Source organism: Sulfitobacter sp. SH24 (assembly GCF_965641895.1).
GTDB classification, from domain to species: domain Bacteria; phylum Pseudomonadota; class Alphaproteobacteria; order Rhodobacterales; family Rhodobacteraceae; genus Sulfitobacter; species Sulfitobacter dubius.
Genome location: NZ_OZ282575.1, coordinates 696,824 through 712,243 on the forward strand (window position 1 = coordinate 696,824; position 15,420 = coordinate 712,243).

General features: G+C 56.4%; 16 protein-coding genes. 7 read left to right on the forward strand and 9 right to left on the reverse strand.

What is annotated here, in order from left to right; all coding sequences use genetic code 11:
• Positions 1 to 454: 454 nt before the first annotated feature.
• The 3 genes from ACSQ16_RS05905 to ACSQ16_RS05915 all read left to right on the forward strand — a co-directional run bounded on the left by ACSQ16_RS05905 (position 455) and on the right by ACSQ16_RS05915 (position 4,343).
• On the forward strand, positions 455 to 1,891 hold the full coding sequence (locus tag ACSQ16_RS05905; protein WP_435988695.1) for a hypothetical protein: 1,437 nt from the start codon (positions 455 to 457) through the stop codon (positions 1,889 to 1,891).
• 364 nt (positions 1,892 to 2,255) lie between these two features.
• A complete protein-coding gene (locus ACSQ16_RS05910) occupies positions 2,256 to 2,966 on the forward strand; it encodes a VIT1/CCC1 transporter family protein (RefSeq protein ID WP_435988696.1) in 711 nt (236 codons plus the stop codon).
• Positions 2,967 to 3,104: 138 nt separating this feature from the next.
• Positions 3,105 to 4,343: an APC family permease gene (locus ACSQ16_RS05915; protein ID WP_394393634.1), complete on the forward strand. Its 1,239-nt coding sequence runs from the start codon at positions 3,105 to 3,107 to the stop codon at positions 4,341 to 4,343.
• A 265-nt stretch (positions 4,344 to 4,608) separates the two neighbouring features.
• Here the strand turns inward: ACSQ16_RS05915 and ACSQ16_RS05920 are convergent, their stop codons facing one another.
• Entirely contained in the window at positions 4,609 to 5,022 is a 414-nt protein-coding gene (locus ACSQ16_RS05920) for a cytochrome c (protein ID WP_241962936.1), read from the reverse strand.
• 233 nt (positions 5,023 to 5,255) lie between these two features.
• Here ACSQ16_RS05920 and ACSQ16_RS05925 point away from each other — a divergent pair, with 233 nt between their 5' ends.
• Positions 5,256 to 5,888, forward strand: coding sequence for a tyrosine-type recombinase/integrase (locus ACSQ16_RS05925; RefSeq protein ID WP_394378836.1), 633 nt, complete (start codon positions 5,256 to 5,258; stop codon positions 5,886 to 5,888).
• Positions 5,889 to 6,094: 206 nt separating this feature from the next.
• Here the strand turns inward: ACSQ16_RS05925 and ACSQ16_RS05930 are convergent, their stop codons facing one another.
• From ACSQ16_RS05930 to ACSQ16_RS05950, 5 genes are all read right to left on the reverse strand, one after another.
• Positions 6,095 to 6,790 (reverse strand): YoaK family protein, encoded by a 696-nt coding sequence (locus tag ACSQ16_RS05930; RefSeq protein ID WP_394378838.1) that lies wholly within the window; start codon positions 6,788 to 6,790, stop codon positions 6,095 to 6,097.
• A 539-nt stretch (positions 6,791 to 7,329) separates the two neighbouring features.
• Positions 7,330 to 7,461: a putative transporter small subunit gene (locus tag ACSQ16_RS05935; protein ID WP_394378841.1), complete on the reverse strand. Its 132-nt coding sequence runs from the start codon at positions 7,459 to 7,461 to the stop codon at positions 7,330 to 7,332.
• Positions 7,462 to 7,475: 14 nt separating this feature from the next.
• The gene (locus tag ACSQ16_RS05940; RefSeq protein WP_394378844.1) at positions 7,476 to 9,116 is read right to left on the reverse strand and encodes a sodium:solute symporter family transporter; all 1,641 of its coding nucleotides are present in this window, start codon (positions 9,114 to 9,116) and stop codon (positions 7,476 to 7,478) included.
• A 603-nt stretch (positions 9,117 to 9,719) separates the two neighbouring features.
• Positions 9,720 to 10,232, reverse strand: coding sequence for a GNAT family N-acetyltransferase (locus ACSQ16_RS05945; RefSeq protein WP_168611266.1), 513 nt, complete (start codon positions 10,230 to 10,232; stop codon positions 9,720 to 9,722).
• A gap of 287 nt (positions 10,233 to 10,519) precedes the next feature.
• Positions 10,520 to 10,927 carry a hypothetical protein gene (locus ACSQ16_RS05950; protein WP_435988697.1) on the reverse strand — a complete coding sequence of 136 codons (408 nt, stop codon included), beginning with the start codon at positions 10,925 to 10,927 and terminating at the stop codon, positions 10,520 to 10,522.
• Positions 10,928 to 11,005: 78 nt separating this feature from the next.
• Between ACSQ16_RS05950 and ACSQ16_RS05955 the strand changes: the two genes are divergently transcribed.
• Positions 11,006 to 11,599 (forward strand): Crp/Fnr family transcriptional regulator, encoded by a 594-nt coding sequence (locus ACSQ16_RS05955; RefSeq protein ID WP_435988698.1) that lies wholly within the window; start codon positions 11,006 to 11,008, stop codon positions 11,597 to 11,599.
• Between the two features lie 257 nt (positions 11,600 to 11,856).
• Positions 11,857 to 11,979, forward strand: a complete 123-nt coding sequence (locus tag ACSQ16_RS05960) for a hypothetical protein (RefSeq protein WP_435988699.1) — start codon at positions 11,857 to 11,859, stop codon at positions 11,977 to 11,979.
• A gap of 22 nt (positions 11,980 to 12,001) precedes the next feature.
• On the opposite strand, the gene ACSQ16_RS05965 is transcribed toward ACSQ16_RS05960, so the two are convergent.
• The 3 genes from ACSQ16_RS05965 to ACSQ16_RS05975 form a co-directional block, all read right to left on the reverse strand.
• Complete coding sequence (locus ACSQ16_RS05965; RefSeq protein WP_435988700.1) at positions 12,002 to 12,787, reverse strand: alpha/beta hydrolase; 786 nt, start codon at positions 12,785 to 12,787, stop codon at positions 12,002 to 12,004.
• A 126-nt stretch (positions 12,788 to 12,913) separates the two neighbouring features.
• Positions 12,914 to 13,270 (reverse strand): VOC family protein, encoded by a 357-nt coding sequence (locus ACSQ16_RS05970; RefSeq protein ID WP_435988701.1) that lies wholly within the window; start codon positions 13,268 to 13,270, stop codon positions 12,914 to 12,916.
• A gap of 48 nt (positions 13,271 to 13,318) precedes the next feature.
• A complete protein-coding gene (locus ACSQ16_RS05975) occupies positions 13,319 to 14,299 on the reverse strand; it encodes an NAD(P)-dependent alcohol dehydrogenase (protein ID WP_435988702.1) in 981 nt (326 codons plus the stop codon).
• A 105-nt stretch (positions 14,300 to 14,404) separates the two neighbouring features.
• Between ACSQ16_RS05975 and ACSQ16_RS05980 the strand changes: the two genes are divergently transcribed.
• Positions 14,405 to 15,286 carry a LysR family transcriptional regulator gene (locus ACSQ16_RS05980; RefSeq protein WP_435988703.1) on the forward strand — a complete coding sequence of 294 codons (882 nt, stop codon included), beginning with the start codon at positions 14,405 to 14,407 and terminating at the stop codon, positions 15,284 to 15,286.
• Positions 15,287 to 15,420 lie beyond the last annotated feature (134 nt).

Here is a 15,420-nt window from a genome sequence, read left to right on the forward strand (position 1 = left end):
AGCCGCAAGCGCCATTGCCGCGGAGCGGCTTAGTCCAAGGGCGGAAACCGGACTTTCGCTGCGCCGCAAACAAAAATGATCCACCTGAAGAAAGCAGACTCTCGGGGTTGCGACGCGACATTTTTCGGGTGCAGGCGCGGCGAAGGACTGGTTCGAGCCGATGCTCATCAGTGACGATCTGCGCAGCGAACTTGTGCCTTGGGTCTACAAAGCCACCATGCAGCCCGTCAGCACATTCATGAACTCACTCTGCGAAAGATTGAGCGCAGCCTCCCGCCACGCGTAATGCTTCAGAGTGATCGACAGGGGGCACGCGTTTCATGCCAGTCCCCGACGATGCCCCCCCGTGAGGCTGGGACCGGCGCACCCCGGGGTTCGGAACTTCCACCCGCCTGACGCGTTCCAGCCCTATACAGTTTTTCAGAGATCGGCTCGGCCGGAGGGGGAGTTTCTCATGGCGGAGAACAAAAGCTCAACTTGGGATGTAAAGACAATCGGGATCGCGGCGGCGGCAGTCGTTGGGTGGGGGGCTGCCTTATATGCATTCACCGACACTGCAGAACTTCAGAAGCAGACCGACCGCACTATCTCGCGCTTGCAAAGCGCTATCAGCACGCAGCAGGAAGCAGCCGGAAGCGTCGAGGAATTGCAGGCGGAGCTCGCATCGCTGGAAACGGAGACCCAGTCCCTGCAGGAGCAGCGCGACGGCATCCAGTCGGACATCGACACCTTGCAGCCGAAGCTTGACGAATTGATCGTACAGCAGACCTCCATTGACGAAACGGTGGCGCAGAAGCAGCAGCAAAACAATGAGCTGGAGCAGCAGATCTCGTCGATGCGTGAAGAAATGACCAGCTTTGAAACCCGCAAGGCAGACATCCAAAGTCAAATTGTCTCCCAGACGCAGGAGTTGACCGACATAAATACCCGGGTCGAAGAAGCTCGGGCGCGTGAGGCCGAAGTTCAGGAAAGCCTCGCAACACTTAGTGAGGACAACGCGCGGCTCGCCGAAGAAGTCTCCACCGGCGAAAGCGAGCTCCAGTCTCTGAGGGCGCAGGAAACGAATTTGAGAGACGAGGTCGCAACCCTGGAAAGCAGCCTGAACGACATGCAGGCCCGGCAAGCGGAGCTTGAGCATAGCTTCGCCAGCATGACCGAGCGGAAGACCGCCCTGGAAACCGATGTCGCTGACGCCCAAGAGCAGCGAAACGAAATCCAGAAAATTGTAACGGACCTTACCAGCAATGTAGAAGAACGCTCCAACAAGCTGTTGGAGATTGAGGAGCGGATCTCAGCCGCGGAAAACGGTCAGGGGTCTTCTGCGGGCGGCAACAACAGCAACGGGTCGGAAGACAGTCATTCGGAGGCCGAATCAACCGCCACGCGCGAGATGCAAGGCACGCAGGAAAATACTGGCAACGGCGATGATCCGGTCGCTTCCCAAGCGGAAACTTCAAATTCAAACTCCTCCGGGCAGCCCGCCGAAGAGAATGAACGAGGCGACATGTCGTCCGACGCCGAAGATGAGGGCGTAACCGAGATCGACAGCGACATTAACGACAGCGCCGACTTGGTGGATTCGTTGCAGGAATCTGGCGGCCTCCCGCCCGAAGACCTGTCAGAAGCGGGTAGTCAGAATGCCGGATCCTCCGGCACATCATCGAAAGATGAGATGCAGAGCCCGACATCGAGCAGCGATCAGAAGACTGACACAGCGACCGATGGCGCATCGGGTGATACGTCCTTGATCGAGGGCAACGCGTCTGACACGTCATCGTCGGCGGAGGCGGAAAACCAGAACACCGAAGGCGAATCTGCTGGTTCTGATACCGAAACCGAAAGTGAGAACGCCGCCGAACCAACTCAGAAGCCACAGAAACCCGGTAACTAAGCAAAGATACTCACGCTTTCGGCGATCCGAGGGCTCGTGAGACGATACTTGCGCTAATTTACCGGCAAGACACAGCCTCCCAAGCAAAAAAATGCCGATTGATAGGCGCGGAAAATATTGCGAACATCGCCGTCGTTTAGCAGCAATGGCACTGGGCCCAAGGTCAGCTTTGGCGAGTGCAGTGCCGCTACAATAGATAGACCCCGAAAGGCAGCTTTGGGAATGACTGGCGCGCGAACCATGTTTGGGGACAATCGCTGCCCCTTTGTATGACGTCTCCAGATCCCGAAACGGACATGGCTTATGATTTGAATCAAAGCTGGGCGACCCCTTGGTCCTATACTGATCTCTCAGGAGGTTCGAATTGTCTGAGCACGGCCATAGCCAGCAAGAAATCGCAAAGCGAATCGGAGCCCCCCCGGGTAGGGGTGTGCTGCGCGACGCTGTTTACGGCGCAATTGACGGAGCGGTGACGACGTTTGCCATCGTCGCGGGTGTTGCTGGAGCCGGGCTCTCGCCTTTCATTATCATTGCGCTGGGAATAGCGAACGTCCTGGCCGACGGGTTTTCCATGGCGGCGGCCAATTATTCAGGCACCAAAGCCGAACTCGACAACATGCGTCGCATCCGCAAAATCGAGGAGCTTCACATACAAAACTACCCCGAAGGCGAACGTCTTGAGGTTCGAGAAATCTTGGCCCAAAAGGGCCTGAGGGGCGATATTCTGAACCAGGCTACCGATGCGATCACGAAAGATCGCGAGAGCTGGATCGACTTGATGATGGAAGGGGAATACGGGCTAAGCGGTGTCGATCCACATCCTGTGAAATCCGCCGTAACCACCTTTCTGGCCTTCCTGGCGGCCGGAATCGTGCCGTTATTCCCGTTCATTCTCGGACTGGGCAACGCATTTTCTGTCTCGGCCGCGCTGACCATGATGACCTTTTTCGCGATCGGCGCGCTGAAAAGCGTCTGGTCTCTCAGCCCCTGGTGGCAATCTGCGGGCGAGACTGTGGTGATTGGGGGGATGGCCGCCGCAATTGCGTTTTTTGTAGGAACGTTGTTCCATGCGTAGAGGGCGTCTCATGCGCCTATGACCGCTTCGTCCGCACTTTCCCAGTTCGTTGACGGCGCGGCGAATGACCGGATCTAATCCGGGGCAGGTGGGCAATTCTACGACCAGTTTAACGAACTTTGAGAGGATTTCTTTACGGTGACAACGCATGACGTCTTTTCCGACAGCGGGAACCAAACAGAAAAGTTGCGCCGGGCACTGACCACCCCCTTGCTCACCCTTTATGGGCTCGGCGTCACAGTCGGGGCAGGCATCTATGTACTCGTGGGAACAACAGCAGCGGAAGCCGGTGCCTACGCCCCAGTTTCTTTCTTGATCGCTGCTGTAGTTGTCGCTTTTACCGCTTTTTCGTACGCAGAGCTCTCAACCCGATACCCCGTTAGTGCAGGTGAAGCGGCTTACGTCGAAGCTGGCTTCCGCTCGGGGGCGATGGCGACTTTGGTGGGTCTGGCAGTTGCGTTGTCAGGGATGGTTTCTGCAGCAGCTGTCGCCATTGGGGCTGCGTCATACCTTCAGGGGTTGTTTGCAGCGCCACAGTGGGTGCTGACGGTAGTGGTCGTAGTGTTGATGGGGCTTATTGCGTTGTGGGGCATTACTCAGTCGGTCACTGTCGCTGCGATTATCACTCTGATCGAAATCGGCGGCCTAATTTTTGTGGCTGTTTGGGGTTTCGGAATCTCTGAACCTCTCGGGGTCGATCTTGTTGATATGCTGCCGCCCCTTGTTGGACCACATTGGATAGGAATCGGCGCAGCCTCTCTACTGGCGTTTTTCGCTTTTGTGGGCTTTGAGGATATGGCGAACGTTGCGGAAGAGGTTAAAGACCCCGTTTCGACCATGCCTAAGGCTATTGTTCTGACCCTGACCATCGCAACCTTGCTATATCTCGCGACAACAACCGCGGTACTTACAGCCGTGCCGCTCAGCAGGTTGGCGTCATCTTCCGCCCCGCTTGCTCTCGTTTTTGAGGCCGCCCCAAAAGGTGTCCAGCAGAGCTTTGCCATTGTTGCAATTGTTGCCACCGTCAACGGTGTCTTAATCCAAATGATCATGGCGTCGCGGGTGCTCTACGGTCTGGCGGATCGCGGGCACCTGATTGCTGCCTTGGCCACGGTCTGGCCAAGAACCCAAACTCCGGTTTCTGCAACGGTCGTGGTGATGTGCATCATCATGCTATTGACCTTAGCATTGCCGATCGAAGCACTGGCCGAACGCACGTCGCAGATCGTTCTCTTGGTCTTCGTTCTCGTGAATTCTGCATTGATAAGGCTGAAGATGCGGGGTGGCACTGTACCGCAGCATTTCAATGTGCCTATCATTATTCCCGTCCTGGGCGTGCTAACCAGTTTGCTCCTGTTCGGAACGGCATGGCTCTAAAATAGGAGTCAGCAGCCGTACTTCCTACCTCGATCCTCATACCGAAAGAGAACTCAATTGCGCAGGGTATTGTTTGCCAAAAAGGGCGGACTGGGGTGATCGGAATAAAAGGTGACGAGCCTTGCAGCGCCAGCTGCAGGCGTTGCTAAGGATCCCGAGAGGTCCGCCGATGTCGCCGGTCATGCGTCGCTTCAGGGTTAGGTCAGATTTCGCCAGCAAGCTTTTCGCGCAGGTCGAGAAAACCTTGCTGAAAGTGGTTCTTTTATCAGCGCTGTACGCTTTCCAGATACGCCAGAAGTCCTGCCAAGACTCTTGGCGTCGGGGTCATCACACCATCCACCGCAATTGGCACAGTATCATTTGCCATAGCACCTCCGAATTGAGGCATCACCCGGGCGAGATGCCCTTGTTCAGGGTCACCATAAATATAGCTCAATGCACGGGCGCGGGGAAAAGAGCCTCCGTTTTCACGGGCCAACAACGTGAGATCCGTCGGTTTTGGATCGAGCCCTGCCGAGGAAGGACCGTCGCCACGGCCCGACATTCCATGGCAGGAAACACAGTTCTTCGCAAAAAACCTCGCGCCATCAGGTGCTTCGGGCATCGAAGGTACTGTGCAGGCGGCTAAACCAGCGCTGGTGATTGCGAATGTGAACAGCAATGATTTCGGGATGGGCATAGGAACTCCTTCAGTTCGTAGACACGGCTAAGCTTAGCACACCCTGTAGGAATAGGCGCAAGCCTCAGATGCTAAGAGTGAGTATATGCTGCCACTGGGAATAGCTTCGAGCTCGGCACGGTCACTAACGGCTCGTAGCGGACCTTGGCTGCGTTGCAGCATCCTGTGATATGTAGGTTCGGTCAACGTGGGGTTGTCGATGTGGGAGGGCATGGTGGATCGGAGGATCAGTCATGGAAACACCAAACTTACCTGCCATTCGCGCGCTACGCCCCGCTTGGAACAAGGGCCGCATAGTCGGTCAAAAACGCCCATTGAAGCCAAAGCACGTGTGGGCAATCAGGGTTAGGCTTGAGCTTGCCGAGAAACACCGCGATCTCGCGCTGTTCAATCTGGCCATCGACAGCAAATTGCGCGGCTGCGACTTGGTCAAAATGAAAGTGGTCGATGTCATGGCATCCGGTCAGATCAAAGAGAGGGCGTCAGTGTTACAAAGTAAAACCCAGAAACCGGTGCGCTTCGAGATCTCCGAAGGGACCAGAGCTTCGCTCACGAAGTGGATGGAAGATCCGCTGATGGTCGGGTCCGAGTATCTCTGGCCTGGCCGCTTCCACGAGCGTTTGCACATCTCAACCCGCCAGTATGCTCGGATCGTTCGGGACTGGGTTTCCTCGATTGGCTTGGAAGTGACGGCATATGGAACCCATTCAATGCGACGCACGAAAGTTACCCAAATATACAAGAAGACTGGAAACTTGCGGGCGGTTCAGCTGCTGTTGGGTCATACCAAGATGGACAGCACGGTGCGCTATCTCGGCGTAGAGTTGGAAGATGCCCTCGTTATCGCTGAAGCCATTGAAATCTAAACAATTGGGCCGTCTTCACGGACGGCCCAGAGCCGCCTCTCGCCGATGTGTCCGATGCCGCACCGCAGCTTCCCCAGACCGGCCATCCGTGCGCCGCGCAGCATTTTGCCGTCGGAATCGTCAGTCAGTGGGACAGGCCATCGCTGCGCATACACCCATGTTCGGTTAGGTGAAGCATTCAACATACGGACGGTTTTGAACGGTGTTCAGGAGCGGTGTGCTCTAAGAGCTTCTGGCACTGCGATGAGCAGCAAGAGGGCTGCGGCGAGCGCAAATACCCAATTCCCGAAAATCTGAAAAGACAGCGCACCACAAAAACCGCCGAAGGCAAAACTTGCGAGGGTCAAGCTGTGCAGCCGGAGATTTGACGCGGCGTCTGGCCTTGATCTCTCACCCCCGACAAGCGCCGCCAGCCCGATGCCAATATCAGTTGCCATTCCAGACACATGGGTGGTGCGGACGCGCGCCCGTGAAATCATCGTCGTTACCGCGTTTTGAAGGCCCATAACGAAGCTGAGAACAATGACCAGAAATGTCTCTGTTTCAGCGGCCGATGACATGGCAAGTGCAGTGCCGAACAGAAGAAGAATGATGGCCTCGCCAGCAATTGCCAGAGCGTAGACCGAAGGGAGCTGTCGTTTGCGTCCGGCCTGAATGGCAAGAGCGGCTATGCTTGCACCACAGATGAAGGCAACGGCCAGCCCCAAGAAGGAAAGTGCCAGCGGGATCGCGCCATTCGCGATGTGCTCGGCAAATTCCGAGATGTTTCCTGTCATGTTTGCCGTGAATGATCCGGCAATAAGGAACCCGACGGCGTTCAAGGCACCAGCAATTGAAGAAAGTAACCCCGCCAGAACCAGATCAATATTTGAGGTGCGGGCATCGCCAACATTGATGAGCATCATAATTCCAAAAGGTTAGGCTCTTAGAATGCCATTCCACCCGTATCCATGCAACTGTCGGTCAAGACTGAAAATTTCGCCGTATGGCTGTAGCACGTCAGCGAGTGGAAGAACTTAGATCAATGCGGCGCTCCGCGCCGCAGCTTCCCCAGACCGGCCATTCGTCCATGGCGCGGAATTTTCGGAGGATAAAGGTCGACAGAGCAGGCATAGCTGCGGTTTGTTGACTTCGCAGCAGTGACGGCCTTCTGAAGCTGCGTGGTGATCGAAGACCAGCCCGCCTAAGTTTCCGCTTGTTCGGCGTCACGCTTCGGCGATTTAGAACACTGCGCGCAATTGAAGATATCGAGATTCGTCTTCTGGCGCGTGTACGTCGAAAATTTTTGTTGATGCCAGAAAACCCCTCTCGACAGCATCATATTGCACCATCGTGAGGGGTAACGAGGCTAACAAAGAAACCTTGCAGATTTAGGAGCGGCGCACCTTCTTGATAGCTGCTGCGGGCTTAGAGGGAAGGGCCGCAGAGCCAAAGAAAAGTGCTATATAATGCTTTTCCCATCGCGGCTGGCTTTGCGCCATTCCTTCCAAAAGGCACGCAGCAAGAAGAATAGCACGGCCGCAACAATGACCGGAAAAATCAGTACATAGATCGTCAGAAAAGTCGGAGACATTGGTCTTCCTTTCGTTAAACGGTGGGTGTTGCGGTGTCGAAATTACCGGTCTTGGCACTGATGCGGTCGAAATCGAACCGCTCACGTCCGGACCAGGACAGTGCCACACAAAGGATCATGCTGACGGCGTAAGCCAAGAGCGACGCGGTCAACACCGGGTATTGGTGCAAAAAACCGACCCCAAAGGGAAGTACCACTATGGATGCGATCAACCCGGCCGCGATGCCGGCGGTACGACCGAGGAAGCCAAAAATCATCAGTCCCGCAATCACACCGACACCAATGACGGCCAGAAGGTCTGTTGCAAATGCCGTTGCCCCCTCCAATGCGATCCAGCCAAAGCGAACAGGGAAGAAGGCTGCGAGTGCCGCAATAACTGAGATGGAGAAAGCCTTGTTTGTGACTTTATCCCAATAAAAGCTGGCGATCACAGGAAAAACCAATGCCCCCCAAATCGCACCAACCAATACTAAAAGCTCCAGAATGTTGAACTTGCTTGAAGCAAAGAACAGCGCAGCAAGAGTTGCCGTGATCATTGTAATTCGGCCCACCAACAGCAAAAGCCGTGGGTTTGCATTACCATCTTGCGCTATATTACGCCCATAGATATCGGTCATCACGATCGAAGACATCGCTGCCAGATCCGAGTCCGCAGTGGATGCAAGTGAGCCAATGACCATCACAAAAAAGACGCACAGCAGCACCGGGCCAAGATACATGGATGCAAGCTGCGGGATCAGGTTGTTGGTATCGCCGTCCATCGGCTTAACCCCGAGATAAAGTGCCAGCACACCAAGGATACCGACACCGATCACAGTGGCCCCATAGCCGATTGTCGCGGTCACAAAGGTCTGGCGGATTTTGTCTTCCCTCACCGCAAAAAGACGCTGGGCGATAGTCTGGTTGCCGATGGCATATGCCAGAACCGCCGCGATGTAGGGCGCGCCTTGGTTGAAGAATGCGTCAGAGGAAAAGAAGCTCTGCTGCGAGGGCGTGAGGTTGACCGCACCCGTTGAGAAAATCTCAGGCCCGCCTGCCGCGAAAAACACTGCTGGAACGATGATAACAACAGCGCCTAACATGGCGCAGACTTGAATGAAGTCGGTCAGGATCGAAGCCCGCACCCCGGACCATAGCGTATAGAGCAGCACACCGGTGCCGATCATTAAAATACCTGCGCTAAAGGAAACGGGCGAGAGCATTGCAATCAGCGCACCACCTGCGATGAAGTTGGACGTAAGGCTCAACAGGCTGCCCAGCAAATTGGACCCCGCAAGGATCAACTGGCTGGATCGGCCGTGGCGCGCGTGCAGAATCTCAGCCAGAGTATGCGCGTTTGGCGCGATACTGCGAATACGGCGCCCGAAAGGATAGATGAAAAGGATCATCAGCGCACCCCAGAGACCATAGTGGATAGGTCCCGAAATGCCATATGTGTAGCCTGACGTGGCCGAGGCATAAAGCGATGCGGCCCAGATCCAGGTGGCAGTCATAGAGGCCGCGGAGATGCCGAAACCAACCTCATTGCCCGCAGTCATGTAGTTATCAGCGTTCTCACGCTTGCGCCCAATGGTAAGCGATAAAAGAAATGTTCCGCCGAAGAAAAAGAGGATCAGAAAGAGTATAAGCGGTGTTCCAAGGGTGTTGAGTTGCATAGGTCCTTGCCATGTTGTTGTCGCAAGCGGTCACCGGCGTTGCCGAGCACGACATCGCTTAAGGTATTGCCACGGGCCGCGGCTTGTTCGGGGTCGGTGCTTTCGGCACCTCCGTGCTGCTTGGATGGCGGCACGGCGCGCGTAGGAAGCTGCGCTCATCTCAGCCTCCACTGGGCGAGATCGGACGCTTCTTAACCTGTACACTTTCGGGATACAAACCGGTTAACTGACCACACTTATCGGGAAAAAAAGGCCGCGCGGGCAATGCTGTGCTTATTGTCCATCATACCGATCCTCGCACCGTAACCAATAACGGGGAGCCTGCTGGTCGACACAGATGCCAATGCTCAGTTACGAGATCACAGACGGCAGCTCGTATTGGCCGCACAACCATAGTTGCACTCGATTTAGATCAGACCTTTAGTTCCCGTGCAGAGAAAGTCCGGTATCCGTCCTTTCTCCAAGAGGTCTTCTCAACTGAAACGGAAACTGTGCGTCCGCAGCGAACGGCAACAAAGTCCGCTTAGCAGCCATCTGCTCCCCAATTTTGTGCTGAGACGCGGAGAATGTCTCCTCCGAGCCCAAACCGTCTATCACAGATGGTTATGGCTTGCCCTCGAATGCCAGAGCATTTGATTTCAGATCGTCCGGCGTAAACCTGAAAATCGTCATCTCGTCTACGCTATAGGCGCCAAGGCTTCTGTAGAATTCGATGGTGGGTTTGTTCCAGTCCAGAACCCCCCATTCCATCATCTCGCAGTTTCTCTCGAGGGCAAGAGAGCAAAGATACCCCATAATGATCTTGCCAAGACCCTGATGGCGGACTTTCGTATCCACGAAGAATCCATCGATATAGATTCCTGACCGTCCAGTAAATGCAGATGACTTCTGGCAAAAATAGGCAAAGCCCGCAATTTCGCCCTTGTAGTATCCAAACAGCGCCTCGCCCAGTTTTTCATTCAGAAGCCGTTTGATCTGAGGCTCAGTTGCCGTGATCTTGTCCGACATCTTTTGATAGGCGCCCAGTTTTTTCATGTATTCGACAACAAGCCCCGCATCATCCGGAGAAGCGTGTTGGATCATGAAATTCGGATTGGATGTCGCTATTTTCTGCACAGTTTCATTCTCCCATACCTGTGTTTGCGAAGGTAAATGTCCTGCTAGTCATAGCAAGTCAGAAGATGTCTGCTTTGTCCGCACAGCAGACCTCAGTGCGCGACGCAGCGAATGACCGCAATGCGCCCAAAGAAGTCATTGCTCATTTAAGCGCAATCGCCCGCCTTTGCCCGGCGCGACCAGAGGAGCCCGGTGAGAACCGCCAGGCTCACCGCCAAGGTTGTAGTGACCGATTTGAGAATTGTCGCCGCGCTTGTGGCATAGACAACGTAGTCCGCTAAGTCTGGTCAACTTAGAATGATCGCCACAATTCCGAGATTCTCGATATAGTCGAACAGCCCGCTGCCGACCGCAAGGAAAACACCGAGATGCATGAGCCTTCTGTTTGGCATGCGGCTCCCAAACCAAAGAATTGTGTTGCTTAGTGTCATTGCGAGCAAGACCGGATAAAGCATATCCAAAGGTATCTGATGTGAGAGATAGTAATCACGCCCAGCAATGCCCAGAGCATCAAGAAACGTGGCTGCATCTGAAGGACTGTAGCCGAACGGACGCATGTCGAAGGGCCGCTGTCCAGAAACGACTTCGAGGTGAGCGAGTGTGACGCTGACCATTACGAGATAAACAGTGGCGGCCAGTATCGCCGCAACAATTGCGATTTTTCCGAAGCGCATTGAAAGGTATCTGTTCTTCATTCTGTGGCCTCCTTGTTCTGAGCCACACATGCAATCAGACGAAGCCACCCGCATTATCATTTGATAAGGCTTGCCAAGATGGATCTGAAAACCTTTCTTACACAGTCGCCTGATCTGTCAGAGGAGGCCTGCGAGGAATTTGTGACCCATTGGAAGCAGAGGCGCTTCGACAAGGGCGCGCACGTTTGCCGCCAAGGACAACCCGAAACAGGAGAGTATGCCGTCCTGGCAGGGTGTTTGATGAGCAGTATTTGTGATGAAGAAGGCAAAGAAGTGTGCGTGGGGTTCTACGTTGGTCCCTGTGTCGTTACGCCGAACATCGCGCGTACGCGGGATGGCGTGTCGCTCGTATCTATTACGGCAACGACCGATGCCTCTATAGCCAGGATCGACAGTAATCGGCTCTTAGATCAGATGGTCGCGTCTCAGCATATTCGAGATTGGGCAAATTCGATCCTACGAAATGCTCTGAGTGAGAAAGCCGAGAGAGAGTGGTGCCTTGCAGCACTTGGAGGGGCTGAACGGCTCGATTGGTTTCGCCGAGCTTTCTCGGGCTATGAGGCCATATTCACACATACATCCATCGCATCCTATTTGGGGATGACACCGGTTACGCTGAGCCGCCTGCGGGCTCGCGAAAAGGCAACCGCCAAGTTCAAACCGGCGGGTTAAGGCGTTCGGACAAATTGAGGCTTTCGGACTACGCATAACATTTCACCTCAAGGGCCCAAAGCCGCCAAGTGGCAGTGCGACAGGCGCGGCCTACCGCAATCGCACCGCAGTGGGCAAATTTGGTATGTTCGTCCGTAAGCATGATGCTGAAGAGGACCGCATTGCGCCGTTACATTGCAGCGCGAGCCGGGTCGGTCTCAGTTCCGCAGGAACTCGCAAGTCCGCATGACAGCATCTTGGTCTTCAATGAGATCCAGATGACCGGTTTCAGGAAGGATTTCATAGGCACCGTGCTCGGTTGCCGCCGACATTACCGGCTCGAACAATGTAGCGTCAAAGGCTTCATCATCGGCACCCGCCAACAAGAGAAAGCGGGGTAACTCGGCGATATCAGCAAGGTAGTCATCGCGGGGGGGCAAATGAGGCGTTCAAACGATAGCTATAGCCGGTCGTCGCCGTTGCACCTTGCGGACCGTCCAATACGTTTCGTGGAAACCGAAACTGAATAACCGTCAGTCCGTTCAACATCCTGAGACCAACCTTGTTCAACATTGTCAGACCGATCATCCGGCGCACAAGAACATGGCTCCATCCCCCGGCGTCGTCGCGCATGGTCAGGGCGTCGTATTTCAGGAAAGGGGCCAGCAGCACCGCCTTGCTGATCACGCTTCCATGATCCCCACCGGCAAACCGAACGACAAGCCCGCCTCCGCTGGAATGGCCAATCATGTATACCGGCTGCTCGGGCCGCCTATAGGCCGCGATTAGATCCGCCAGATCGTCTTCGAACGCCCCGATGTAGCCGACATCACCTCGTATCGCGGGCGCTACGCCGTGCCCCCGCAGATCAGGCAAAAGAACCTCGGAGCCACAATGCCGCGACAGATAATCCGCGACCGGGATGTAAGCCGCACCATGCCAGCCCGATCCATGCAAAATGACGGCCAAGGGTGCGGTAGGAGCAGCAGTTGGGAAATGCCGCAAAGGCAAGTCTGCTCCATCCCGAGCACGATAGGCTATCAATTCGCCTGTCGTGTTCTGCTGATCACCTTGGTCAGTGAGAGACGTGAATTCCAGCGTTTCGCCGGGGGCAATCGGGGTGGGCCACTGCGATAGAATAAGACCCACCGCGATCATCAGATAGGCTGAGACCGATAGAATGGCGAAGACCACAAGCTTCTTTAGCATTCTATGCACGTCGGGCCCCATGGATTGCCACCCTGCCACTATAAACGCGATTGCTTAGTCGCGGATAAAGCAGAACAGGTTTTCAAGAAAATAGCCGCCAGAACGATTTGGCCTGCTCGAGCCAGTTCAGTCGGACAGGCACAGCTTGTTGCCGTGGAGGTCTCTAACATAGGCAGAGAACTTCGGGCCGCGCTGACCGGGAGCGCCTTCGCATGTGCCGCCCAGTTCGAGCGCACGGCGGTGCATCCTTTCGACATCTTCTTTGCCGCCCACGCAGAAGCCGACCATCGAGCCATTGCCGATGGTCGCCGGCCTTTCGTCGAAAGGGCGCGCGACGGCGAAGGCAAAATCCTCGCCGAGCCAATAAGTCATGCGGTCCGAAGGTGCCATGCTGTGGAGACCTTCGCCTTCAAAAAGAGCATCGTAGAAAGCTTTGGATGCGGGCATGTCGTTTGTCCCGACGACAAAGTAGTTCATTTTCATAATAGGAGTTCCGGTAAGATTTGGGGGCTAAATTGTTGTTCCCGTCTATCACACCACGACGACGTTGCCACGTTTGTGCCCGGTCTCGACGTAGGCATGGGCCTCTTTCAGATCGGCGAGTGGATATATTCGATCCATGACCGGCGCGAGGCGGCCTTGATCGATGAGGATTATAATCTCGGCCAGCATTGCACGCAAACGGTGTGGCTTTTCCAGACCCACGGCTGCGAACATCGCGCGTTTCTGGCCGATGAGACTGGACAACAGGACCGCGGGTAAGCGCCTCAGCGTCAGCACCGGGCAAAGGTAACGTCCCGCCTCGGCCAGCGCAGGTTTGGCGGCAGAGAAGGACGTGACGCCTACCGTGTCGAAAATCACCTCGTATCCGGCCCCGCGAAGCAATGCCTCTTTGGTGGCGTAGTCTATCACGCAGGTGGCCCCGAGGGATGCCACGAGATCGGCGTTGCGGGCGCTACTGGTGGCCGTCACCTCTGCGCCCATGTCGGCGCCGATCTGCACCGCGGCGCTGCCGAGGCTTCCAGCCCCGCCGAGGATCAGCACACGGTCGCCGCTTCGGACGCGACCGAGGTTGCACAGGTAGTGCCATGACGTCAGCACGCCGTCGCACAGAACTGCCGCATCCTCATGCGAAAGGCTGTCGGGCTTGAGCATCAGAACCCCGTCCTCGTCGAGGCAGATATGGCTGGCATTTGCTCCGAAGCGCATCCCGGCCTCGCCGAAGACCATATCACCCGGTGCAAAGCGGCTGACCTTGTCGCCGATCGCGATTACCTCGCCTGACAGGCCAGTGCCGGACAGACCGTTCCGCGGACGCCGCAGGCCAAGGAAAGGACGGGCAAACAGTGGCTCACCCCTGCGCATCATGCCGTCGGCGCGGGTGACGGCAGAAGCGTCGATGCGGATCAGCACCTCTGACGGGCCAGGTTCGGCCAGTGGAAGCGTGACGGGGGTGAGGACGTCGGGGCGGCCATAGCGAGGAATGTGCCAAGCAGAGCGGGTCGCGGTCATGGGGTTCTCCTTGCTCCTTAGGTTTCTATCGGAATAAAGGTTTCAATTCGTTCCGAGCAGGGCCTATGATGTCCCACTGTGGTTCAAAAACGATCCGGATGACGCATGGACTGGAAATCCCTTCCCGCCTTCCTTGCCGTTGCGCGACACGGCTCGCTCAGGTCCGCGGCCGAGCAACTGGGCGGGACCCATGCAACCCTGCGCCGCCAAGTCGAGGCGCTTGAGGCACAGCTCGGCACGCAGCTCTTCCGGCGCGGCGCGGAAGGCCTGTCCTTGACCGCTGCCGGGCGGCGGCTGCTGCCGCAGGCGCTCGAAGCTGAGGCGGCATTGCTCAAGGGGTTCAATGCGGTGCAGGGGCTCGACCGCGAGGCCGCTGGGCGCATCCGGCTCTCGGCCGACCCTATGACAGCTCATTACCTGCTGGCGCCGGTGCTGGCCGAATTTGCCGCGCTCTATCCTGAGATCGAGATCGAGCTGCGGCTTGCCTATACGCTCGACTCGATCGCTCGGAATGAGACTGACGTCTCGATCCGCCACGCCGCCGCGATCGAGGACGACGCAGTGGGGCGCAAGCTCTTTCCACTTTCGATCGGTGTGGTGGCATCGCGGGACTACATCGACCGGGCGCTACCTGCGGCAGACCGCAATGGGCGCGGTCTGAGCTGGATCGGTTACGGGGACGTGCCCGAGCTTGCCACCCTGATCGCTGAATCCGCCTTTCCGGAGGCGAGCGTCCGCCACTCTGTGCCCGACCCAGAAATGCATTTGCACTTGGTCCGCGCGGGCGCGGGGATGACCTTCCTTGCGACCTGGGTCACGGCGGTCTTCCCCGAGCTCCAACGCGTCCCCGGCACCGAGCTCGACCAGCGGCGTTCGACCTGGGTTCTCCTGCACAGCGATCTGCGCCGGGTGCGCCGGGTCCGGCTCTTCGTCGACTACCTTTGCAGCGCTCTCCAGGAACGACGCGCGGCATTTCTTGGATCCTAATTTGATCGACTTCCCGTTGAGGTCGGGACGCATGGTCAGACCGCTATCGAGACGAAGCAGACCTTGATCCGGATTGTCCGACGCCGCTCACCTACAGTAGGAATAAACCTAAGGCATTCACCACCTCGCGCTTT

What these genes read in the sequence shown, in the direction of transcription:
- ACSQ16_RS05905 (WP_435988695.1), top strand. Translation starts at nt 455, where the DNA reads ATGGCGGAGAACAAAAGCTCAACTTGGGATGTAAAGACAATCGGGATC.
- ACSQ16_RS05920 (WP_241962936.1), bottom strand. Translation starts at nt 5,022, where the DNA reads ATGCCCATCCCGAAATCATTGCTGTTCACATTCGCAATCACCAGCGCT.
- ACSQ16_RS05925 (WP_394378836.1), top strand. Translation starts at nt 5,256, where the DNA reads ATGGAAACACCAAACTTACCTGCCATTCGCGCGCTACGCCCCGCTTGG.
- ACSQ16_RS05930 (WP_394378838.1), bottom strand. Translation starts at nt 6,790, where the DNA reads ATGCTCATCAATGTTGGCGATGCCCGCACCTCAAATATTGATCTGGTT.
- ACSQ16_RS05935 (WP_394378841.1), bottom strand. Translation starts at nt 7,461, where the DNA reads ATGTCTCCGACTTTTCTGACGATCTATGTACTGATTTTTCCGGTCATT.
- ACSQ16_RS05940 (WP_394378844.1), bottom strand. Translation starts at nt 9,116, where the DNA reads ATGCAACTCAACACCCTTGGAACACCGCTTATACTCTTTCTGATCCTC.
- ACSQ16_RS05950 (WP_435988697.1), bottom strand. Translation starts at nt 10,927, where the DNA reads ATGAAGAACAGATACCTTTCAATGCGCTTCGGAAAAATCGCAATTGTT.
- ACSQ16_RS05955 (WP_435988698.1), top strand. Translation starts at nt 11,006, where the DNA reads ATGGATCTGAAAACCTTTCTTACACAGTCGCCTGATCTGTCAGAGGAG.
- ACSQ16_RS05960 (WP_435988699.1), top strand. Translation starts at nt 11,857, where the DNA reads ATGACCGGTTTCAGGAAGGATTTCATAGGCACCGTGCTCGGTTGCCGC.
- ACSQ16_RS05965 (WP_435988700.1), bottom strand. Translation starts at nt 12,787, where the DNA reads ATGCTAAAGAAGCTTGTGGTCTTCGCCATTCTATCGGTCTCAGCCTAT.
- ACSQ16_RS05970 (WP_435988701.1), bottom strand. Translation starts at nt 13,270, where the DNA reads ATGAAAATGAACTACTTTGTCGTCGGGACAAACGACATGCCCGCATCC.
- ACSQ16_RS05975 (WP_435988702.1), bottom strand. Translation starts at nt 14,299, where the DNA reads ATGACCGCGACCCGCTCTGCTTGGCACATTCCTCGCTATGGCCGCCCC.
- ACSQ16_RS05980 (WP_435988703.1), top strand. Translation starts at nt 14,405, where the DNA reads ATGGACTGGAAATCCCTTCCCGCCTTCCTTGCCGTTGCGCGACACGGC.